Origin of the sequence: Helicobacter macacae MIT 99-5501, assembly GCF_000507845.1 — a bacterium.
Lineage (GTDB): Bacteria > Campylobacterota > Campylobacteria > Campylobacterales > Helicobacteraceae > Helicobacter_B > Helicobacter_B macacae.
This window is the reverse complement of sequence record NZ_KI669454.1, coordinates 1,302,036-1,322,687: the sequence shown is the minus strand read 5'-3', so window position 1 is coordinate 1,322,687 and position 20,652 is coordinate 1,302,036. Positions and strand designations below refer to the sequence as shown.

Genomic DNA, 20,652 nt, shown 5'->3' with positions numbered 1-20,652 from the left:
TCTTTTAAGTCCTTATCGCTTAGGGGTTGTCGCGCTTGGGGTTGCATTTGCATTTGTCGTGCTCGCTTGGCTTGCGTCCGCGCTTGCTTCACAAGTGCTATGCTCGATGATGATAGGCAGCCCCAAGTGCAAGCCCCTGTCCTTGTCATAGTGAATCATCGTAGCAATCAGCAATATAGCTGCTATGATAAGCACAATATCTCGCAAATCTCGCAGTCCCGCGTCTTTATTCTTTTTCATCGCCTTACTCCTTATTTTGTGGGTTGTGTTTTATCGTGTTTTCTTTATTGCTCTTTTTACACCCCGCGCTTCTTTTTGCGCCTCTTTCTTGGTTTTTGTGGGGCTTTTGCATTTGGCTTCATTTGGCTTCTGCGCTTGGCAATAAAAGCAAAAACAGATACCAAGCGATATTTTATCAAACCTGAATAAATTTTGACAAAAATAGCACTTCTGGGATTTTTGTCATTTTAAAATTTAAAACTACACCGCAGCAAAACCAACTAACGCGAGAAATAAGGCTTTATCATTTTTGTGCTTTTTGCAAAGTTATTACACTTAAAGTTGCAAAAATAGCAAGTTTATTTATCCTTATAGTGCGTTTTGCACGCCACGATAAAAATATACTCTTTGTCAGTGAAATACACAAGGCGGTGTTTGTCATTGATACGCCGCGAATACATACCGCTTAAATCTCCCTTTAACGCTCCGGGCTTACCAAGTCCCTTTAGCACACCATTTCGCTCAATGTCTTTTATAATCGTGTTGATTTTGTCTAAAATCTTTTTATCAATACTTTGCCAATATAAATACTGCTCCCAAGCATTATCCCAAAAGACTTTACGCATTGATTAGTTCTCTTTCAATGCCACGCCCTGCTTTTAGCTCTTTGTAGCCTTGCTTTAGCTGTGCCACATTTTCGGGGCTATAAAACGCTTCTTCCTCCTCTTTACTCTTTGCCTTTATGCTAAAAGGAATCGCGCGTTTTTTAAGGGCTTGTTTGATAAACACGCGAATCGCGGTGCTGGTATCTAGCCCAAGCTCATTAAAAAGCGCGTCTGCTTCTTTTTTTGTCTGTGCGTCAATGCGCACTTGTAGTAATGTCGTTGCCATAGTTATCCTTTAATTTAGAATTGAATTTGTATTGTAACATAATTTTATTGTGATGATATTACACTTCACAATACCCACTCCTTTAAGTGCCCATTTATTTTGCATTTGGATTTTGTGATAATTTTGCACTCAAGGAGCAAGTTACCTTTTAAATTTTAAAAATCTTTAATGCTCTCTAATCTTTAGTCGCTTGATTCCGCGCGTCATCATAAAGCTTTGTTCATAAAAAATTGAGAGCACCACTAGCACGCCCGCTACGAGCGAGAGCGAGACAGAAAACATAATCATAAAATTATCAAAAAAACTTAGCAGATACTCTAAGCGCGTGGCATCATCTCTATGCTCGATAAAATCAAGGAGCGAGATGATGCTTTGGTAGCCGTATTTGCCCGGAAACATAGGCAAAAGTGCGGGGAAAATCACCACTTCGATAGGGGCTTTTAGACGCTTAGCCACAAATGTGCCAAGCAGCCCGATAAAAAGGCTCGCCACAAAGCTAGCTCCCGAAAAACTAAGAGCTCCACTCTCCATAAGTGAGGAGCGCGAAATATGCCCGATAGAAGCAAAAATCCCGCTCCACACAAGTGTCTTAAGCGGTGGGTTTAGCCCATAAGTAAAGCCAAAGCCCGCCAAAAACGCGCAGATAAAATGCCCGATGATTGATTGCATAAATGAGCCTTGCAAAATCTCTGTGTGTAAAATTGCCAAAACCCCCGTATGCTGTGCCCAAAAGCTCGCTATGTCGCTATGCAAATTGAAATCAAACATTTTTACTCCTTAAACATTTTTGTGCTTTTTGCGTGTGTTTTGTTTAAAAAACACATAAAATCCGCTCGTTTTAAAAGCCCACAAAAACACCACCAAACCCCTTATAAAATATTGATTTTAGCAATCCCAAGCGTGATAAACACGCCTGCGGCAAGGCAAATCATCACTACTGCCATATTTATGGTGCGCGAAACCCCCATTAGCGTGTTTTCGTGGATAATATCCACAAAGGCGTTGATGATAAGAGCACCCGGGATAAGATAGAGGATACTCCCTGCGATAGCTATATCAGGTGTGGCTGTGATGCCTAGCCACACGCCGATATAAGCTACAAAAGACACGATAAAAGAGCATAGCAGGTATTGCGCTCGAGAATCTAGCTTGATTTTGTGGCAAAAAATGCGCGTCCAAATCCCCACAAAAGTCCCTGCAAATATGCAAAGCAATGCACCCAAATCCCCACCAAAAAGCCGACAAAACGCCGCGTTGCCCACACTTATGATAAACACGCCCAAAATCGGGGATAGTCGCTTTTGGGCGATATTGTAGTCATAAGACTGCTGTGCTTGGGGGAGGGTAAGCTTCTCATCGTGGATTTGCCAGCTTAGTGCGCTTAGGTTTGAGATAAGCGCGAGATTTAGGCTTAAGGGAGCGTTTTTTATGACTTGTGTGCGCCTTTTGTCGTAGTTTTGGGTGTCAGTGATATTTATGGTAATGTATTTTAAAAACACGGTCAAATGCACCTCATAGCCCCACGCTCTAGCGATTCGCTCGGTGCATTTGATGATACGCGAAGTGTATGCGCCATTGCTAAGAAGCGCGCTTGAGTAATGCGCCAAAAAATCACACGCTTGCTCTATGGTGGGCTTTTGAGCGAGCTTTTTGGTAGTGTCTTTGTGTGGCATTTGCACTCCTTAAATATTTTTTGCAAATTTCTGCAAGGTAAGCCAAAAATTTTGCAGTTAATTTTTTGGCTAAAATCCAAGCCTAAAATCTAAGCAAGCTTAAAATCTAAGACAGAAGTATAAAAAAAGAAAGTATCAATTTGTGTAAAAAAATGTAAAATTACTTCAAAATCAAAACAAATCAATGAGATTTTGCGGACAAAATTTGTTTTTGCAAAAAAGCAAAAAATAAGGCATAGAAGTGATAGAATCTGCTCAAAAAAATCTAACCACAAAAGCTGGCAAAATCAACGCTACCGCCGTCTATAACGAGCTACGCTTAGAGCATTCCCTAGAAATTATCGCACAAAAACTTTTCCTCCACACAGGCACTTTGAAGCGGTGGGAAGCCACGAACAAAATCCCCAATGAATATCTCTATGATTTAAACTTTTTGCTAGGCAATAAATACGACTTACAAAAGATAGATTTTCGCTCACATAATGAGTTTTTTACCAAAAAAGAAGTGGCAAAATATTGCTATGATTGCTTTGTCAAATTCTTAGAGATTCATAAAATCGATTTAGTGCAATACACTTTTATTGAGCCTAGTTGCGGGGATTTGAGCTTTTATGAGCTAATGCCAAAAGGGCAGCGAATCGGGATTGATTTGGAATACAAAAATGATGAGATTTTGTGTGAGAATTTTTTGGGATTTGCACCAAATGTGGGCGAATATAGTGAATCAAAAGAGCGCGAATCTAGAGAATCAAAAATGGGCGAATCTAGTGAAAAATCCAAAAAATATATCGTGCTAGGCAATCCTCCCTTTGGATTGCGAGGTAATCTAGCCTTGCGATTTATCAATCATTCTAGCGATTTTGGCAACGGAAGCTATGCGGATTTTGTGGCGTTTATCTTGCCACCTTTGTTTGATAGCGATGGCAAAGGTAGCCCCAAAAAGCGCGTAAAAGATTTTACCCTCGTGCATAGCGAAAAACTCCCTTTAGATAGCTTTGTGTATCCAAATGGCAAAAGTGTAGAAGTAGCCACGCTCTTTCAAATCTGGGCACACAAAAGGCTAATAGAAAGTAAAACCCTAAATATCGCCCCAAGTGCGCCAAAAACCTGCAAAGACTATATCAAAATCTACTCACTAAGCGATGGCGGGACAAGCTCAAGCACGAGAAACAAAGCAATGCTGTATAAATGCGACTTATACCTGCCAAGCACTTGCTTTCACTCTAGTGGAAAACCACAGATGAAAATCTATGATGATTTTGAATCACTGCCACATAGGCGGGGCTATGGCATTGTGATTTTACAAGATAGAGAGCGCGTAAGAGATGCTTTGAAATCCATTGATTGGGTAAAGGTTAGCTTTTTAGGCACAAATTCTAGCTTGAATCTACGCACTTCGCTAATTGAGGAGGCGTTAATAGAAAAAGGATTTTATGATAAGCATTAAGCCCCAAAAAATCAAAAGAAAAATAGGGGATAAAAAATCCAAAATCAAGCCTAAAGCCAAAATAAATCAAATCCAAAATGCGAAAAATCAAAAAATGCCTAAAATCATAAAATCACTACAACAAAATCTTATTTACACTTAGGATAGGCAGGGACGATGACATATTTTGCTTTTTTGTCTGCATTTTGGATTTCTAGTTTTTTGCCCTTTTTTGCACCAAGAATCAAAAACTTTGAATTTGTAGAGCTATTTTCATAGTTTGGATTATCTTCGTTCAAAATCTGCACTTCTGCCCCCACAATTCGTTTGCATTTTGCGTGTATTTGTGCTTGCTTTTTCGTGCAATTAAAGCATACTTTTGCGGGGAGTTTGGCTTTTTGCCCACAGATTGTAATGATAGGATTCTCTCCATCAGAACTTACCATTGTTACGAATTTCCCACAGCCACTGCACACAAATGCAAGTGTACTAAGTGATATTATTTGTAGCCATATTTTCATTATTGCCTCCTTATTTTATCCTGCAAGTTTGCGGATATACTGGGATTATAAGTTGCTCATTGCTGTATTTGTATGCAGCACCAGAAGCAATGTCAATACTTGAAAACACTATTCCAATGGGACAAGGGACGATAAGAGCACAAAACATTGTGTTGAACGAGAATTTTGGATTGTTTTATCATAGCACCGATAGTGCTTGAGTGCACTTTGCTATCTTTGTAGCCTTGATTATCTTTTGCTAGCACGGTTATAAGCACACCTTTTCGTGGTAGCTCTACCTCTGCGGGCAGTTGCACTTTTTCTTTTCCTATGGTTGCGACTACATTTTGTCTATCTGAAGCCATAAGTAGCACTTTTTGATTGCTACCGTCAATAAGTGTGGCACAGCCACTAAAAAATATCCCCAAGATTGCGACATATAAAAATCCTAAACTTTTCATATTTTAAGCTCCTTTATTTTTAGTGTTATGTCTGTTACCAATCCCACTCGCTATCTTGCGGTTTGGATTTTATTTCTTTTTCTTTTTGTTGTTCTTTTTCAAACCTTTCTTTATCCTCAAGCCATTGTCGCATAAAATCACTTCTTATATGTTGTGATACATAAGTCGTGCAATCCTCCTCATCGACAAGGGTAATTTTTGCACCTCCAAATAACCCTACTTTTGTCGCCATTTTTACACAATAGATTTTCCCAGCTTGTGGAGTGAAGTAAATATGTTTCCTAGCTATTATTTTTGTAGCGATAAAAATTGGCTCTCCACTTGGGACAATGTCTATATAAAATACCTCGCCCGGTCGCCCAAATCCAAAAAAATAGCCCTCCTTGAAATCCTCATTTGCTTGTGCTAGGGTGTGTATCGTGGCATTGTAGCGCGTGGTGGTATAGTTTGTTATCTCATTTGGCATAAAGCCATAGATTCTAGCTTTGTTTGGTGGTGGGTTTTCTATGCCATTTTGTTTTTGCTTTAGCACAAAACCATAATCTTTATTTGGGTCATATTTTTTGCCAAAAGCAAAATCGCACACCAACATTCCTATACATACCAAAATCACAAGTTTGCTAGATTTCATTTTTACTCCTTATTTATACTCAAATACATATCGCGCTCCCACACTTGCGCCACGCGAAATATTTGTTTTTAGATTTGGGTTTATGTGGGATTGTGTGAAATTCCAGCTAAGTGCGTGATATTTGGCAAAAACTTCGATTCCGTGATTTTGTGCGAAGTAGTATCGTGCTCCAAGCTGTATAGGCAGTGTGGCTGAAATAGTTTTGTTTTTTGTATCGTAAGGATTGTATGTAGGGACACAAAATACATATCCGCTACATTCATCTACTTCTTTTTCATACCACCCACCAAATAGAAAATCTATCGACACACCGATAGTGGCAAAAAGTCGCAATGATTGATTTTTCTTGCGCCACACATCGCCAAAAAACCCTGTATGCAAATACACATCATATAAAAATTCATTTTTGATTTTTTCTGTTTCTACTATGTCTGCATAAGTATTGATTTGTGCTAGTCCGTCTTTCCACTTCATATCGATAAATTCCATTCCCACTCCAAATGTCCAGCCAAATCTGTCGCGGATATAGTAGTTTCCATTGAAAAACAAATCCGCGCCGTGCGCTAGGGAATTATCTTTGGTCAATTCGCTGATTTGAGTTCCATTTTGCGTATTTAGCTCAGGTTCAAACCTTTGTCTAGCATTAAACCAGCTTGCAACATATCCTATGCCAAGCTCCCAAGTGAAGCTATCATAAGCTCGATGAAATTTTACAAGATTTTGATTGGTCGCACCGCGTGGTGTATGTTGTGTGTTTGGAGTAGACTCAGAGGAGCTAAAATCTAAAGTATTATCATTTGTGTTTGCTTGGGCTAAGCTAAAGAAAAGTAAAGAAATGCTAGTTACGAGAGAGAGAGAGAGAGAGGTTCTTGATATTTTTAGGCAAATCCATTTGAAAGTTCCTTTTAGGTGTGATTTATCATTGCCCTTGCTGTTTGTTTGTTTTCAAAGCAGGGCAAAAACAAGTGCAGATACTAGCATATAAAATATCAAAAAAAGTAAATCTAGTTTTGTTTTGTAGGCAAAATATAAAAATCTTGTGGCAAAATTTGCCAAACATATATTTAGGCACATATATTTAGATTATTAGAGATTTTACACAAAGGAAAGCAATGCGGCTAATCGGTGCGAGTTTGGTTTTTGTATGTGATGAGGATTTCACTATCATAAAGAATGGTGGTGTGGTGTTTGAAAATGGGCGGATTCTCGCTGTGGGAGAGTATAAAGAGCTAGAATCCAAGATAGAATCAAATACAGATTTTAGCATAGAATCTAGTGCGGATTTTGGTGCGGATTTTGGGGCAGGGTTTGACGCAAAATCTAGCATAAAATCTAGTGTGGATTTTGCCAAAGGCTTTGGCAAGCTTAGCGGGCGTAGTTTGGATTCTAGTTTTGATAGGGATTTTGCGCTAGATTTTGCCAAAAGGGAAAAAAATAAAAAAAAGGCTAAAAAGCCTATAAAAAAGCAGTTTTTTAGCGACTGCATACTACTACCTGCGTTTGTAAATGCTCATATTCACTTTGAGTTTGGGGCAAATACGACTAGCTTTGCCTATGGGAGCTTTGAGGCGTGGCTAGCCTCTGTGATGAGCTATCGTGGAGGCGTGCTAGAGAAGCTAGAATCAGTGCTTAAAAAGCAGATAAACACACAGCTGGAATGTGGGGTAGGGAGTGTGGGTGCGATTTCTAGCTATGGAGGGGATATGCTAGCGTTGGCACACTCACCTTTGCGTGTGTCGTATTTTTGCGAGGTTTTGGGGGCTAGTGAAGTGGAAAATAGTTTTGTAAGGTTTAGGGAGCGGTTTGAGAGTGCGTTTGAGGTAAAAAGTGAGCGATTTATCCCGCGCGTAGCGATACACTCGCCCTACTCGGTGCATAGTGAGCTAGCAAAAAAGGTGATAGATTTTGCTACGCAAAAAAGTAGCACAAAGCCTATCATAAGCGCGCATTTCCTAGAGTCTGCAAGTGAGCGGGAATGGCTAGAGTCCAAAAGCGGGTGGTTTAAGGGCTTTTATGCCGATACGCTAAAAATACCAAACCCAAAGCCACTATATGAGATAAGCGAGTTTTTGGAGCTTTTTAGTGGCGTGCAAGCAGTGCTTACGCATTGTGTAGCAATGAGTGAGGTGGAGCTAGGGCGGATTTTGGACGCGGGGCATTTCATCACTACTTGTCCTCGCTCAAATCGCCTGCTAGGTGGCAAAATGCTTGATATTGCACACTTTAGGCGGGTGGATTCTAGGTTTGCACACTCGCTTGCCATTGGCACAGATGGCGCAAGTAGCAATGTCGATACAAATCTGCTAGATGAGATGCGCTCTGCACTATTTGGGCTAGGGCTTTGCGAGGGGTTTGGGCTAGGAGAGGCTGCAAAGCTGCTTTTGCTTAGTGCTACACGCTATGGGGCGCAGGCTTTAGGGCTAGAAAATGGCGAGCTAAAGCGCGGGAAATACGCTGATTTCGCGCTATTTGGGATTCCCAAAATCGCTGATTCTGCTACGCCTATTTTGCATTTTCTCACAAATGCCAAAAAAGTAGATATGCTATATATCAATGGCGAAGTGGTAATAAAAAGGTAAATTCTCTACTTATTTTTGTCATACAAGCTATGATGCCAAATGCTAAAGCCAACTAACGCGACACCTGAAGCGATATGCAGATTTCGCGCAAAATTGCCCTTAAAAAAACACTCTGTTAGCTTTATACGGTTATTTAATTTATGCAATCAATTAGCTCAATCTGAAAATATGTTTTTAGCAATTTTTAATAATTCGCTATTAAGATTTTGCGAAAGGCTAAGTTTATAGTTGATTAGATTGTCAATTTGTGCTTCTATGCTATTTGAATAAAGCAATCTATAAATACGCACTTTTTTATCTTGTCCGATTCGGTGGATTCTGCTAAATGCCTGTTCCTCAATGGCTGGATTAAACCAAGGCTCTAATATAATAGCATTTTGCGCATTTGTAAGATTTAGCCCGATACCACCAGCTTTTAGGCTTACCAAAAACACGCTAAATGGACTATTGGGTGCTTGGAATTTTTCTATCAATTTTGCTCTATTTTGTTTAGATATACTGCCATCTAAGTATAGAAAATTTATTGTGTTTAGTGCGATTTTAAGTTTTTCCAAACTCTTTGTAAATTGTGAAAAAATAATCACTTTCTCGTTTTTGTCAATTATATTATGAACCAATTCAAGCAACACATTTAACTTTGAATCGTGTAGATTTTGGCAATCATAAAGAATGGTAGGAATAATGCTATGCAAACTGCAAAATTGCCTAAGCCTTAAAAGTCCTTCTAATATAACAAAATTTGCCCTAGCAGACAAACCAGATTTTAAAGCAGAATAAAAGATTTTATAGATTTCATTATAGGCGTCTTTTTCAGCACTGCTAAAATCAATAAAAATAGTTTCATCATATCTATCGGGTAGATTTAGCACTTCATCTTTTTTGCGTCTTTTGATAAATGAACTTAATAATTTTATACTTAAATGAATAGCATTTTGTGAATCGTTTATAAAAGGAGCAATTTTGTTCTCATAAAGCCACTTAAAATTCACATTAACTGCGCTCATCATATTCCATAAGTCTAACAAAGAATTTTCAATGGGTGTGCCACTTATGATAATAGTAAAATCGCGCTCTATTTGATTTATTGCATTAAAAATTTGTGTTTTGTCATTTTTAATCTTTTGCGATTCATCTAAGATTAAAAGTTGATATTTACTAAGTTTTGAAAGGTTAATTCTTGCACTTTCATAAGAGAGAATTTGGATTTTAGAATCCTGCAAATTTATGGAAATATCATTTTCGTTAATATGTGAAAATTTTAAAATTTCATTTTTCCAATTTTGCACAAGTGAAGCTGGTGATATAATAAGAATATTACTAATATCATTAAGCACAAAAAAGCAAATCGTTTGTAGCGTTTTTCCTAATCCCATATCATCAGCCAATAACCCTCCACACGCGTTATTTTTATATAGATTACACAGCCATAAAACACCATCAATTTGATAAGGTTTTAGCGGAACTTTAATACTTTTTGTTAGATTTTTTAAGGCATAATCGCAAGGATATTGTTTAATATTCTTAATCTTTTCTAAAAACTCTACAATATTACTTGGCTCAATATTAGATTGTTGTATAACCTGTAATATGGTTTTTTCATTGAAATCTGAATCTTTAACAAATAGCACTTTATCATCAAATTCTACATAATTTTTACCTTTCAAATATGCTTGTAATAAATTATTATACAAATTTGTATCTACTTCTACATTTTTATCAAACGATAAAAATCCACTAGAATCTTTGCCAAAACTAACACTTTTATGCTTATTGTCTTGTGATTTTACTAATACAATAAATTCTTTTTTAAGTGCATTTAACTCATCAAAAGAAAAATGAGTTTCAAAGATATTTGGGACAATCTCATTTGCTTTGTTGATAATATCAGCTGTATCCATTTTAAAAAGCATTTTTTCTTTGACTATTAAAAAATCATATCCTAACGGAATTTCATTGCCACTAAAATCAAAATAAGATTCCACACGACATTTATTGGCAAAAATACTTGCAATGTAAATCTTAATATTTGTCGGTTTAAGTTTATCAAAGCTATAAGAATTTGCTTTAAAAGGCATATTGTATATTCGCCTTAAACTTCTACTTCTAGTTTGCGTAAATAAAAAATTAAGATTCGCAATTTTTTCAAACAATAATTCACAAAATAATTCTTTTTGTATGGTAAAAGGCGGATATTTGCCATCAATTTGTTGTAAAAATATTAGCAATTCTTTTTCACCATCACTTAATTTTGCATTGGCAATGGCACTTTTTGTCCTAACGGCTGGTGCTAATTTATCTACATTTTTTTGAAACTCTACGCAAATCTTATCGTCAATGCAATTAAATCGAAGTCGTAAATCATATCGCATAGACATATTTTAGTCCATTAAGTAATGATTGTTTAAATTTTATTCTAAAATTCTCACTACATTCCTTTACTAGCTCTTTGCCTAATAATTCTTGCCTACCTTTAAAGTTATATTCATCGATTCTACACCCACCACCACAAATGTATCTAACACTACAATTTTTACACGGATTTACAAAATCTACACTACTTTTTGCATTAAATTCTTTTGCTTTATGTAAGACTTCTTTTAAATCATCATTGATATTTGCAAATGGACGCAACTCATCAATACGATTACAAAGATAAATATTGCCGTTACTTGCAAAAGTCAAATTTCCATAGCCACAATTTCTAACGCGCTGTTTTTTCTCAATGCTGATTGCTAAATTTTTTAATTTATAATTAGGATAGATTTGCTCCATTAGCGAATCTGTCGTTTTTGCATAGTGCTTAGATTCATCATCAAATTTCATTGCAATGCCACGCCCACCAAGCATTTTTTGCGATACAATAAAACTCAAATTTTTCCCATATTTTTTCAGCAAATCTGTCGCAAATGCCACAAAACCAGCTTCTATTTCATTGATATTAGCATAAGTCGGTGTTGTAGCGATAATAACTTTTGTGCCACATTTTAAAAATTGCTCCACGCAAAATAATGCCTTTTGAAAGCTATTAGCCCCGCGCACCTTTGCATTCATCTCTTCATTTATGCCATCAATGCTAATTTGTATATCATCTATAAAAGGCGCAACATCACTAATTTGCTCTTTACTCCATAGCGTCCCATTGCTTTTAAGGCTTACTATAAAACCAAGACTTTTAGCATATTTTATGACTTCTATGCACTTTTTATACAGCAATATTTCCCCACCACTAAAAATAACTTCTTTTGTGCCATTTTTTGCTAATTCATCAAGCACAGCAAACCATTGATTTGCTTCTAATTCATTTTTATTTGCCACTCCAGCATTGACATAGCAATGCGGACAAGATAAATTACAAGCATTTGTTAAATATATTTGCACAGTATCATACTCATCATACATATCAAGCGGACTATCAAAAAATTCTCTATCTAAAATTTGTGCCACTACAAAATTAAAATCCGCTTCATTTTTTGCCATTTTTTCAGTATCAATAATGGAATGTTGTCGTAGATTTTCAAATATCTCTACTTGATTTTCATTGAACAATCCTATGATATTCCCGCAACCAGGTGCAATGACTAACATTTCATTATTGATTTTGCAAAATTCTAGCGTTTTAGGCAGAGGCAATATATCATTTTCATTGATTTGATTTGTGGAGGTTGTCATAAAAATCCTAAAAGCACAACTTTTAAAATTAAATAATTTTAAAAGTTGCATATATTGCAAAGCTGTATGGTTTTGCTAGTTGCCATTAACTTGGCAATTTTTAAAACAATAACGACTAACAGCCTTGTCTTTAATGACTCGTTTTACAATGGTAAATTGCTTCATTTTCGCTCCTTTTGTTTAAATAACGAAGCGGAACGATACCACAAAAAAAAAATGTCAAGCGTTAATATGAATATAATGGAGTGGTGCTATTAGGTTTAAAATGTTTTTATCGTCTGTATTCTATTAAATTGCCACAAGCATTGCTAATGCAACATATCTAATGAATACTAGGGCTTTGGTTCATCGCAATTAGAAATGCCAAGTCCCTTTCGCAAATCGCCCTACTTATTTTTATCATACAAGCTATGATGCCAAATGCTAAAGCCAACTAACGCAACACCTGAAGCGATATGTAGATTTCGTGCAAAATTGCCCTTAAAAAACGCGCTTCCCACACAAGTAAGCAGTGAAACACTCATTCCTAGCTTGGCAAATTCTCTTTTTGATTCGATTGAGGTAAAGAGTTCTGCGACTTGCAAGGTTTTTAGGCTTAGATTAAAGCCTTTGTCTTTTTTAGCCTCGCTGATTTTTACGCTCTTTGTCGCGCTTGTTGTTGTGTTTTGACTTTTTAGCGTTTTTGCGCCCAATGTTTTTGCGCTTTTTGTGTTTAGTGTTTTTGTTGTTGTGTTCATTTTCTCTCCTTTTTGTCTTTGAGTATTTTTCTAAACTTCTTAGCACTTCCATTTGCCACTTTGCAAAGCAGCACCACGCAACCGATGAGAGCTAGGGGCATTAGTGGCATTTTCCCTCCCTATCTTTTTCTCACAGTTATGCCACGCAGGGCGTTTAGCAATAACCCGATAGTCGTGCCATTGTGCAAAAACGCCGTCTGAATTGGGGAGAGTTTGCCAAAGGTGGCAAGAGCCAAAATCGCGCTATTTACCACCACCGTGATTTTGAAGTTTTTATTGACTTTGTTTAGGCACGCAAGCGCAAACTCTCGCGCGTCTGCCACCGACTCTATATCATCTTTTAGTAGCACAATGTCCGCGCTTGCTTTGGCGATGTCTGCGCCCTTGCACATTCCGATTCCGCTATGTGCTTTGATAAGTGCGGGTGCGTCATTTATGCCGTCCCCCACAAAGGCGACTTTATGCCCCTCATTCATTATAGATTCTAGAATTTCAGCTTTTTGGGTGGGCAAAAGTTTGGCATAAAATCTATCGATTCCTAGCTCGCTAGCGATTTCCTTTGCCTTGCTCTCCTCATCGCCTGTAAGCATTATGACTTGTTTCACACCACTTTTGCGAAGTCGCGCAATGGCTTCTTTGGCATTAGCTCGCAGGGAATCTTTTAGCAAGATTAGCCCAAGTAGTTTGCCATCATAGCCGATAAAAAGCGGCGTATGTCCAGAATCTAGAAGCTCTTTTATCTTAGAATTATGAGGCGTCATATCCACGCCCTCATCGTCCTCTAAGAAATGCCGATTGCCGATAAGCACTTCTTTGCCATTGATTTGGCTTTTTACGCCGTGCGCGACTATGAAAGTTACTTCATCGTGGTGGATATGGTTAAACTTCTGCTCCCTTGCCGCCTTTACCACCGCTTCAGCCACAGGGTGGAAGTAGTGCTCCTCAATGCTAGCAGAGAGATTCAAAATCTGCTCTTTATCCCAACTTGGCGAGAAGCTATGCACCTGCACGACTTCTAGCTCGCCTTTGGTAAGCGTGCCTGTCTTATCAAAGACAAAGATTTCGGCTTCATTAAGCGATTCTAGGCTTTTTGCACCTTTGATGATGATTCCATTTTTCCCCGCACTTGAGATTGCAGACTTAAACGCCACAGGCGTAGCGAGCTTCAAAGCACAAGAATAATCCGCCTGAAGCACACTTGCCACGCGTGTCAAATCGCGATTAAAGACATAAGAGAGGATGGCAAGCCCTAGCGTGATTGGCACGAGTTTATCTGCCATTTTTGACGCACTTAGCTGAATGGAGGATTTTTGCGTAAGCGTTTCTTGGATATAGCTTTTTATTCGCGCGGTGGCTGTTTGGCTACCTACGCTCTCTGCCCACACTTTGATTCGCCCTTCTTGCACGATTGTGCCAGAGAGCACCCTATCGCCTCTTGCGCGCTTCACAGGCGTGGCTTCACCCGTCATTGAGATTTGATTTACCATTGCTTCGCCAGAGACAATATGCCCATCGATTAGGATACTATCGCCCGCACCCACCACGACAATATCGCCGATTTGCAAATCTTGCGTTTGCGTTAGCACCAACTCTTCTTTGCCATTTATGTGCTTTTCTACCCACGCTTCGCCACCTTGTGGCTTGCTAAGCTCTTGGAGCAAATCATCGCTTTTATACATTGTCATTTCTTCGATGTATTCGCCCAAAGTAAGCATAAAGTTCGTGGAATTTGCCGTGCGAAAATCCGCACGATAAAGCGAAATCGCCACAGCCATAGCCTCTAGCACGCGCGAAGTAACGCCATCGCTTAATGCCTCTTGCACGCCACTTTTTAGCAATGGATATGCTGCAATCGTGCTAAAAGCCGCCTTTGGTGCTAGGGGCTTAATAAAAGGCTCGCTAATAAGCGCGGTGGCTGAACGCACCACTTCTGCACTGCTTGGAATCTCATCGCGTAGGGTAAAAATACTCGCGCTTGAGACTTGCCTTTTTGAAGTGGTTAGCAGATTTTGCAGTGTGGTAAAGATAGACTCCGTAATGCGCTCTAAATCGCGCTCATCGCCCACATAAGTGATGATGACATTGTGCAAAATATCATTTACACGCACAGATTTCACGCCCTCTATGCACTCAATCTCCAAACGAAGCGGAATTGCTTGAATCGCACCGCCTTTTTTGAGCGCGTAGGAAAATCGCGCCCTATTAGCAGTGCTGTGAATGAGCTTTAAGCGCACAGGAGCAGTTTTTGAAGCCATTAGCGCGTCCTTAGTTAGAATCTACTTCTGCTTTGGCGTCTTCATATCGCTCTTTTAGCTCCTCAATTCCCATTTCAAAAAGACTTGAGATTTTTGCAAATCCTTTGAAAATCGCCTTTTGCGCGTCTTTGTTGGTAAGGATAAAAGTCGCTACCGCACCGATAAACGCGCCTTTTAGGAAATCTTGTTGTGAATTTCCAGAATTAAAAAACGAGCTTAGCGCACTTGTGGTATTGCCTTGCGCGTTATTTTGACTGCTTTGAGTGCCACCAAAGGCATTGCCAAAGCCGTTTTGGGTTTGCTGATTTTGCGTGCCAAATGCCGTGCTTTGAGGGGCGTTTGAAAAGCCACTTTGATTTGCATTGCTTTGTGAAGTGCCATTTATGTATGGATTGCTTTGCAATGAATCAAGATTTTGTGTTCCGCTATTGTCAGTGTTTGTCTGATTTGTTCCGTTTTGATTTGTATTTGCCATTTTTATTCCTTTATTTTTTGTCCTCGTTAAGGTTGCTGATGACATATACACCAGCCGCACCTGCGAGTAAGTATGCACTAGATTCTAGCACCGCTTGGAATCCGCCTTTGTTGTTGCTACCAAGTGCGTTTGACACACCGATAGCACAAGCCGTTACGATAGCACCTTGCGCACCAGCTACAAGAGTGTTTTTGATAGCTTTATCTTGTGAGATTGTGCCCTCTTTGTATTGCTGATAGTTTGTGTATGAAGCGAGCAAGAGTCCTGCTACGCCACCGCTTACTATGTGTCCTGTGATTGACCTTTGAGCTCCTGTGTCTAGCAACATTGTTTATCCTTTCTTGTGTTTATATGGTAGATGAGTTTGTGATGAGTGTCGGCTGTGTCGTTGTTTGTGCTACTTTTTTGGTAGGCTTTGTAGCCGTTTTAGCACTTTTTGGTTTTGTGCTTTTTGTCGTTTTTGCGTGTGTGGCTTTGCTTGCGCTAGTTGGCGTGGATTTTTGAGTGCTACCTTGCTGCAGGCTACTTACACCGCTTTTTATGCTTTTTGTTAGGCTTTTTGCTCCGCTTTTTATGGAAGTGGAAACTTTATCGAGAGTTTCTTGTCCCTTTTTTAGCCCAGCTTTGAGTTCTTTGCTCTTTGCTTTGACCTGCTTAGAGAGCTCTTCTCTGTTGTTGTAGGCATATACTGCTCCGCCACCGATGACCAATCCTAAAACAAATGGTATTGCCATTTTTGACTCCTTTTTGAGAAAATTTGAGCGAATCATAGCATAAGTTTTCTCAAAAAGGCATACATTTTGAGAAAACTTATGCTAAAAATGCAATTTTTGCAAAAAATTTACTAATTCATCTTGGCTTAATTCCCCCTTCTCAAGTTTTTTCACAACGGTTTTTGTTTGATTATAAAAATTTTGAATTTGCCCAATAGAGCTTTGTATCTCGCTTAAAATAGGGCTTTGTCGTGCCAAATCACTTAGTGAAGCAAAATTGGTTGGATTTAAAGTGGGATTAAAATTGCCACTTGGATTATTTACCCCAAAGGCTTGCAAAAATGCTCTAAGCAAGTCATTTTGCATATTTGTGCTTTGTTTGTTTTGCTCTGTGCTAGATTTTGGGCTTTGTCCTTGCAAAAGCGGTATATGATGATTGTAGCTTAATGCTTGGAGCTGATAGAGTGTATCAAGGACTTGTGGATTTTGGTGTGATAGATTTTGTGCTTGCAAGTTTTGCGCTTGCTTTATCAAAAAATCGCTACTTTTTAGATGATGAGATTCGATACCAAGTGCCAAAATATTTAAATATTGAGAATCTAGCTCCCCCATTTCATTTAATAGCTCTTGTAAAATATCATCGGGCAAAGCACTTGGTAAAAGGATACTCTCATCTGCTAGCATAGCTTCTTCACACTCGCTAAAGTCCTCAAATACCACTTTAGCTTGCGCTATTGCAACCTGCTCTTTTTTGGCGATTGTGGCAAATATTTTGTGAAGTTTTCTTGCAGATTCATCACTTCCATTGCTCGCATTATTTGTATAATTTTGAGAATTTATATCCTGCGCGTTTTCCCACATTTTTTCTTGTTCTTGTGCTTTTTCTTGCGTATTTTCCCACTTTTTCCCTAGCACATTTTGTTGCACGCCTTTATAGAATTTAGCGGACTTTTTTCGCTCATTTATCGCTAGATAGAGGATTTTTGCCTCGCTTATTTTTGCTTGCTCCATTGTGGGTGCTATCGCCTCTTGCATTGTAGCCTATCCTATGCCTTTGCCTAGATTTTGTGAGAATTCATTGAGTTTTGCTTCAATCTGTGCTAAATTTTTCTTTTTCACCCAGCTTTCCCACAAATTCGGCTCAAAGAGGTTTTTATCATACTCGATAGTCGCACTCCCCACAATCGCATTTACCTTGATATTTTTTACCGCAGGTAGTGATTGCAAAAGCGTGATGATGAAGCTCTCTCCCTCCTCATTTGCAGGCAAAACCTCTCTTAAAGTTGTTTCTTTCGCCCATTTTTTGATAGCAGGGAGCTTGGAGACATTCACGCGGATTCTAATGCGCCCCGGGATATGATGGACAATGCTAAAAAACTCCGCAACTTGGGTAATGTCTTCCATTGGTATTTTTGGTATTTTCACGCTTAAGCCCTTAAATGATGAAGTATAATCTAAAAAATGTGTCCCAAAATTTTGGCGAGATTGTAGCATAAGTTGTGTTACAATTCTTTCTTATTTTTATCTTTACGCATTCTACAAATTCTACAAGCATTGCAAACTAGCACAGATATTCTCACAAAATCAAATGGCACAAAAATCAAGTGGCAAGAAAAACGCAAAAATACGCTACATAAAAAGACACAGATAAAAATGTTTTATCACATATAAATTTTGTAAGAATGCTTATGAAACGCTAGCTTTTGGTTTGTTTTATAGCTGTTTTATAGCTTTCTTTAGCAAAATCTACAAAAATATGTGTAATATCTACGCACTGCTAGTGATAAAAGTGGGTTATTTTTGCGCACTTAAGTTTTGCATAAAGTTTGATAAATTACAATAAATGTTTTTTTGTATTGGCTATAATGTTTTGGTTTAAGCAAGATTTACTTGCCAAGCAAGTTGCCACACTTCCCATTCCAACCACAAACACACTTAGGAGAAAGCAAATGAAATACATTAAGTTTTTTAAAGAACTTAACAACAAAGATGTCCCTCTCGTAGGAGGCAAAAACGCAAGCATTGGCGAAATGTTCCAAGAGCTAGTCCCTGCTGGCATAAAAGTGCCAAATGGCTTTGCAATCACTAGCGAGGCGTATTGGTATCTGCTAGATAGCGGCGGAATCCGCCAAAAGATTGTGGATTTGCTAGATGGCGTAGATGTAACTGAAATCGATGTGCTAAAAACACGCTCTAAGCAAATCAGAGAGCTTATATTTGGCACGCCTTTCCCTGATGATTTGCGTGAGGAAATATTTAAAGCGTATAAGATTTTGAGTGCCGAGTATGGCAAAAAAGAAGCCGATGTCGCTGTGCGTAGTAGTGCGACAGCAGAGGATTTGCCCGATGCGAGCTTCGCTGGACAGCAAGATACTTATTTGAGCGTCAAGGGACAAACCGAGCTTATTCACTATATAAAATCTTGCTTTGCTTCTCTCTTTACCGATAGGGCTGTGAGCTACCGCGCTTCAAGGAAGTTTGACCACTTCAAAGTCGCGCTATCTGTGGGTGTGCAAAAAATGGTTCGCGCAGATAAAGGAAGTGCTGGGGTTATGTTTAGTATAGACACAGAGACAGGGTTTAAAGACGCTGTGTTTATTACTTCGGCTTGGGGACTTGGCGAGAATGTCGTAGGAGGGCTTGTAAATCCTGATGAATTCTATGTGTTTAAGCCTACGCTAAAAGAGGGTAAACGCCCCATAATCAAGCGTCATCTAGGCACAAAAGACAAAAAAATGGTGTATGCTCCAAAAGGCAGTGAGCACACCACCGTGAATGTAAAAACCACCAAAAAAGAATTTAATAGCTTCTCTATAAGTGATGCAGATGTGCTAACCCTTGCTCGATATGCGATAAAAATTGAGGAGCACTACACAAAAGAAGCAGGCGAGTATCGCCCTATGGATATGGAGTGGTCAAAAGATGGCGAAACGGGCGAAATCTTTATCGTGCAGGCTCGCCCAGAGACAGTGCAAAGCCAAAAGCACAAAAAAGATGATGGGCAAAAGCTAGAAAAATTCCATTTTAAAAATCGAAGTGCTGATAGAGAGATTTTGCTAAGTGGCCGTGCCATAGGTGGCAAAATCGGTGCGGGTAAGGTGAGAATCATAAATGATTTGGAGCATATGAATACCTTTAAAGAGGGCGAGATTTTGGTAACGGATAATACCGACCCAGATTGGGAGCCTGTGATGAAAAAGGCTTCTGCTGTCATCACCAATCGTGGTGGGCGCACTTGCCACGCTGCGATTGTCGCACGCGAAATTGGCGTGCCTGCGATAGTTGGCGCATTAGGTGCGACTGATAGGCTATACACAGGTATGGAAGTAACGGTATCTTGCGCAGAGGGCGAGGAGGGCTACATATACGCAGGTATCCACGAATACGAAGTAGAATCTGTAATGTTAAAAGATTTGGGACGACCCAAAACCAAAATCTATATGAACATAGGTAATCCAGAAAAAGCATTTGGCTTTGCTCAGCTACCAAATGATGGCGTAGGACTAGCGCGAATGGAGCATATTATCCTAAACCAAATCAAAGCCCACCCTCTAGCGTTGCTTGATTTGCAAAATGGCAAAAAAGACATAAAAGAGCGGGGCGAAATCGAAAAACTAATGGCAGGCTATGAAAGTCCAAAAGATTTCTTCATCGAAAAAATCGCAGAGGGAATGGGAATGATTTGCGCGGCTTTTTATCCAAAGCCTGTGATTGTGCGACTAAGTGATTTCAAAACAAACGAATATCGCGGAATGATAGCAGGGCTAGGATATGAGCCACTAGAGGAAAATCCTATGCTAGGCTATCGTGGGGCGAGCAGATATTATTCCGAGCTGTATAAAGTAGCGTTTGAGTGGGAATGTGAGGCACTGTGTAAGGTGCGCGAAGAGATGGGACTTACAAATATGAAAGTTATGATTCCGTTTTTGCGCACGCCTGAAGAAGGCAAAAAAGTGCTTGAGATAATGCGCCGCAAAGGGCTAGAGTCAGGTAAAAATGGACTAGAAGTGTATGTAATGTGTGAATTGCCTGTGAATGTAATTTTGGCTGATGAGTTTTTGGGAATGTTTGATGGATTTTCAATCGGCTCAAATGACCTCACGCAGCTGACTTTGGGCGTGGATAGGGATGGACAGCTAGTAAGTCATATATTTGATGAGCGCAATCCTGTAATGTCAATAATGTTTAAAAAAGCTATTGAGGCGTGCAAGAAGCACAACAAATACTGTGGAATCTGCGGACAAGCACCAAGCGACTATATAGAAGTGGCAGAATTTTTGGTGCGTGAGGGGATAACCTCTATTTCGCTAAACCCTGATTCTGTGGTGGGGACTTGGAGTAGGGTAGTAGAGCTAGAAAAATCGCTCAAAAAATAAGCGCGATTTTAGTTGCGTCTTTCTTTTGTTTTTTAGGCAAAATTTTT

The 20,652-nt window shown here is 39.1% G+C and carries 21 protein-coding genes; 3 read left to right on the top strand and 18 right to left on the bottom strand.

Annotated features, from left to right (window positions below; genetic code table 11):
• Positions 1-12: 12 nt before the first annotated feature.
• From HMPREF2086_RS05800 to HMPREF2086_RS05780, 5 genes are all read right to left on the bottom strand, one after another.
• Positions 13-240 carry a hypothetical protein gene (locus tag HMPREF2086_RS05800; protein WP_023927836.1) on the bottom strand — a complete coding sequence of 76 codons (228 nt, stop codon included), beginning with the start codon at positions 238-240 and terminating at the stop codon, positions 13-15.
• A 338-nt stretch (positions 241-578) separates the two neighbouring features.
• Positions 579-845: a Txe/YoeB family addiction module toxin gene (locus HMPREF2086_RS05795; RefSeq protein ID WP_023927835.1), complete on the bottom strand. Its 267-nt coding sequence runs from the start codon at positions 843-845 to the stop codon at positions 579-581.
• Positions 838-1,110, bottom strand: a complete 273-nt coding sequence (locus HMPREF2086_RS05790; RefSeq protein ID WP_023927834.1) for a type II toxin-antitoxin system RelB/DinJ family antitoxin — start codon at positions 1,108-1,110, stop codon at positions 838-840. The genes HMPREF2086_RS05795 and HMPREF2086_RS05790 overlap by 8 nt, the downstream gene beginning before the upstream one ends.
• A 165-nt stretch (positions 1,111-1,275) precedes the next feature.
• Positions 1,276-1,878, bottom strand: a complete 603-nt coding sequence (locus HMPREF2086_RS05785; RefSeq protein ID WP_023927833.1) for a threonine/serine exporter family protein — start codon at positions 1,876-1,878, stop codon at positions 1,276-1,278.
• Positions 1,879-1,979: 101 nt separating this feature from the next.
• On the bottom strand, positions 1,980-2,783 hold the full coding sequence (locus tag HMPREF2086_RS05780; RefSeq protein WP_023927832.1) for a threonine/serine exporter family protein: 804 nt from the start codon (positions 2,781-2,783) through the stop codon (positions 1,980-1,982).
• Positions 2,784-3,024: 241 nt separating this feature from the next.
• Between HMPREF2086_RS05780 and HMPREF2086_RS05775 the strand changes: the two genes are divergently transcribed.
• Complete coding sequence (locus HMPREF2086_RS05775; RefSeq protein ID WP_023927831.1) at positions 3,025-4,230, top strand: hypothetical protein; 1,206 nt, start codon at positions 3,025-3,027, stop codon at positions 4,228-4,230.
• 128 nt (positions 4,231-4,358) lie between these two features.
• Here the strand turns inward: HMPREF2086_RS05775 and HMPREF2086_RS05770 are convergent, their stop codons facing one another.
• The 4 genes from HMPREF2086_RS05770 to HMPREF2086_RS05755 all read right to left on the bottom strand — a co-directional run bounded on the left by HMPREF2086_RS05770 (position 4,359) and on the right by HMPREF2086_RS05755 (position 6,386).
• Positions 4,359-4,730: a hypothetical protein gene (locus HMPREF2086_RS05770; RefSeq protein ID WP_023927830.1), complete on the bottom strand. Its 372-nt coding sequence runs from the start codon at positions 4,728-4,730 to the stop codon at positions 4,359-4,361.
• A gap of 92 nt (positions 4,731-4,822) precedes the next feature.
• A complete protein-coding gene (locus tag HMPREF2086_RS05765; RefSeq protein ID WP_023927829.1) occupies positions 4,823-5,170 on the bottom strand; it encodes a hypothetical protein in 348 nt (115 codons plus the stop codon).
• A gap of 34 nt (positions 5,171-5,204) precedes the next feature.
• Positions 5,205-5,801 (bottom strand): hypothetical protein, encoded by a 597-nt coding sequence (locus tag HMPREF2086_RS05760; protein ID WP_023927828.1) that lies wholly within the window; start codon positions 5,799-5,801, stop codon positions 5,205-5,207.
• 9 nt (positions 5,802-5,810) lie between these two features.
• The gene (locus HMPREF2086_RS05755; RefSeq protein WP_023927827.1) at positions 5,811-6,386 is read right to left on the bottom strand and encodes a hypothetical protein; all 576 of its coding nucleotides are present in this window, start codon (positions 6,384-6,386) and stop codon (positions 5,811-5,813) included.
• 527 nt (positions 6,387-6,913) lie between these two features.
• On the opposite strand from HMPREF2086_RS05755, the gene mqnF reads away from it, so the two are divergent.
• Positions 6,914-8,380 (top strand): aminofutalosine deaminase family hydrolase, encoded by a 1,467-nt coding sequence (mqnF, locus tag HMPREF2086_RS05750; RefSeq protein WP_023927826.1) that lies wholly within the window; start codon positions 6,914-6,916, stop codon positions 8,378-8,380.
• Positions 8,381-8,535: 155 nt separating this feature from the next.
• Here the strand turns inward: mqnF and HMPREF2086_RS05745 are convergent, their stop codons facing one another.
• The 9 genes from HMPREF2086_RS05745 to HMPREF2086_RS05705 form a co-directional block, all read right to left on the bottom strand.
• Entirely contained in the window at positions 8,536-10,755 is a 2,220-nt protein-coding gene (locus HMPREF2086_RS05745; RefSeq protein ID WP_023927825.1) for a DEAD/DEAH box helicase, read from the bottom strand.
• The gene (locus HMPREF2086_RS05740) at positions 10,739-12,049 is read right to left on the bottom strand and encodes a radical SAM/SPASM domain-containing protein (RefSeq protein ID WP_023927824.1); all 1,311 of its coding nucleotides are present in this window, start codon (positions 12,047-12,049) and stop codon (positions 10,739-10,741) included. Before HMPREF2086_RS05740 ends, HMPREF2086_RS05745 begins: the two co-directional genes overlap by 17 nt.
• A 386-nt stretch (positions 12,050-12,435) precedes the next feature.
• The gene (locus tag HMPREF2086_RS12110) at positions 12,436-12,786 is read right to left on the bottom strand and encodes a hypothetical protein (protein WP_023927823.1); all 351 of its coding nucleotides are present in this window, start codon (positions 12,784-12,786) and stop codon (positions 12,436-12,438) included.
• A 119-nt stretch (positions 12,787-12,905) separates the two neighbouring features.
• The gene (locus HMPREF2086_RS05730) at positions 12,906-15,041 is read right to left on the bottom strand and encodes a heavy metal translocating P-type ATPase (RefSeq protein WP_023927821.1); all 2,136 of its coding nucleotides are present in this window, start codon (positions 15,039-15,041) and stop codon (positions 12,906-12,908) included.
• Positions 15,042-15,051: 10 nt separating this feature from the next.
• Entirely contained in the window at positions 15,052-15,516 is a 465-nt protein-coding gene (locus HMPREF2086_RS12105) for a hypothetical protein (protein ID WP_023927820.1), read from the bottom strand.
• Between the two features lie 10 nt (positions 15,517-15,526).
• Complete coding sequence (locus HMPREF2086_RS05720; protein ID WP_023927819.1) at positions 15,527-15,844, bottom strand: magnetosome protein MamC family protein; 318 nt, start codon at positions 15,842-15,844, stop codon at positions 15,527-15,529.
• Between the two features lie 19 nt (positions 15,845-15,863).
• Positions 15,864-16,250, bottom strand: coding sequence for a hypothetical protein (locus HMPREF2086_RS05715; protein ID WP_023927818.1), 387 nt, complete (start codon positions 16,248-16,250; stop codon positions 15,864-15,866).
• A gap of 81 nt (positions 16,251-16,331) precedes the next feature.
• Complete coding sequence (locus HMPREF2086_RS05710; RefSeq protein ID WP_023927817.1) at positions 16,332-17,264, bottom strand: hypothetical protein; 933 nt, start codon at positions 17,262-17,264, stop codon at positions 16,332-16,334.
• A gap of 6 nt (positions 17,265-17,270) precedes the next feature.
• Positions 17,271-17,723, bottom strand: a complete 453-nt coding sequence (locus tag HMPREF2086_RS05705) for a hypothetical protein (RefSeq protein ID WP_023927816.1) — start codon at positions 17,721-17,723, stop codon at positions 17,271-17,273.
• 455 nt (positions 17,724-18,178) lie between these two features.
• Between HMPREF2086_RS05705 and ppsA the strand changes: the two genes are divergently transcribed.
• On the top strand, positions 18,179-20,605 hold the full coding sequence (gene ppsA / locus HMPREF2086_RS05700; protein WP_023927815.1) for a pyruvate, water dikinase: 2,427 nt from the start codon (positions 18,179-18,181) through the stop codon (positions 20,603-20,605).
• The last annotated feature ends 47 nt before the right edge of the window (positions 20,606-20,652 follow it).

Bases quoted from the DNA above. Each gene is read 5' to 3' on its own strand.
- HMPREF2086_RS05705 (WP_023927816.1), bottom strand. From the start codon at position 17,723: ATGCTACAATCTCGCCAAAATTTTGGGACACATTTTTTAGATTATACT.
- HMPREF2086_RS05720 (WP_023927819.1), bottom strand. From the start codon at position 15,844: ATGTTGCTAGACACAGGAGCTCAAAGGTCAATCACAGGACACATAGTA.
- HMPREF2086_RS05790 (WP_023927834.1), bottom strand. From the start codon at position 1,110: ATGGCAACGACATTACTACAAGTGCGCATTGACGCACAGACAAAAAAA.
- HMPREF2086_RS05765 (WP_023927829.1), bottom strand. From the start codon at position 5,170: ATGAAAAGTTTAGGATTTTTATATGTCGCAATCTTGGGGATATTTTTT.
- HMPREF2086_RS12105 (WP_023927820.1), bottom strand. From the start codon at position 15,516: ATGGCAAATACAAATCAAAACGGAACAAATCAGACAAACACTGACAAT.
- HMPREF2086_RS05770 (WP_023927830.1), bottom strand. From the start codon at position 4,730: ATGAAAATATGGCTACAAATAATATCACTTAGTACACTTGCATTTGTG.
- HMPREF2086_RS05785 (WP_023927833.1), bottom strand. From the start codon at position 1,878: ATGTTTGATTTCAATTTGCATAGCGACATAGCGAGCTTTTGGGCACAG.
- ppsA (WP_023927815.1), top strand. From the start codon at position 18,179: ATGAAATACATTAAGTTTTTTAAAGAACTTAACAACAAAGATGTCCCT.
- HMPREF2086_RS05710 (WP_023927817.1), bottom strand. From the start codon at position 17,264: ATGCAAGAGGCGATAGCACCCACAATGGAGCAAGCAAAAATAAGCGAG.
- HMPREF2086_RS05760 (WP_023927828.1), bottom strand. From the start codon at position 5,801: ATGAAATCTAGCAAACTTGTGATTTTGGTATGTATAGGAATGTTGGTG.
- HMPREF2086_RS05795 (WP_023927835.1), bottom strand. From the start codon at position 845: ATGCGTAAAGTCTTTTGGGATAATGCTTGGGAGCAGTATTTATATTGG.
- HMPREF2086_RS12110 (WP_023927823.1), bottom strand. From the start codon at position 12,786: ATGAACACAACAACAAAAACACTAAACACAAAAAGCGCAAAAACATTG.
- HMPREF2086_RS05800 (WP_023927836.1), bottom strand. From the start codon at position 240: ATGAAAAAGAATAAAGACGCGGGACTGCGAGATTTGCGAGATATTGTG.
- HMPREF2086_RS05780 (WP_023927832.1), bottom strand. From the start codon at position 2,783: ATGCCACACAAAGACACTACCAAAAAGCTCGCTCAAAAGCCCACCATA.
- HMPREF2086_RS05740 (WP_023927824.1), bottom strand. From the start codon at position 12,049: ATGACAACCTCCACAAATCAAATCAATGAAAATGATATATTGCCTCTG.
- HMPREF2086_RS05730 (WP_023927821.1), bottom strand. From the start codon at position 15,041: ATGGCTTCAAAAACTGCTCCTGTGCGCTTAAAGCTCATTCACAGCACT.
- HMPREF2086_RS05745 (WP_023927825.1), bottom strand. From the start codon at position 10,755: ATGTCTATGCGATATGATTTACGACTTCGATTTAATTGCATTGACGAT.
- mqnF (WP_023927826.1), top strand. From the start codon at position 6,914: ATGCGGCTAATCGGTGCGAGTTTGGTTTTTGTATGTGATGAGGATTTC.
- HMPREF2086_RS05715 (WP_023927818.1), bottom strand. From the start codon at position 16,250: ATGGCAATACCATTTGTTTTAGGATTGGTCATCGGTGGCGGAGCAGTA.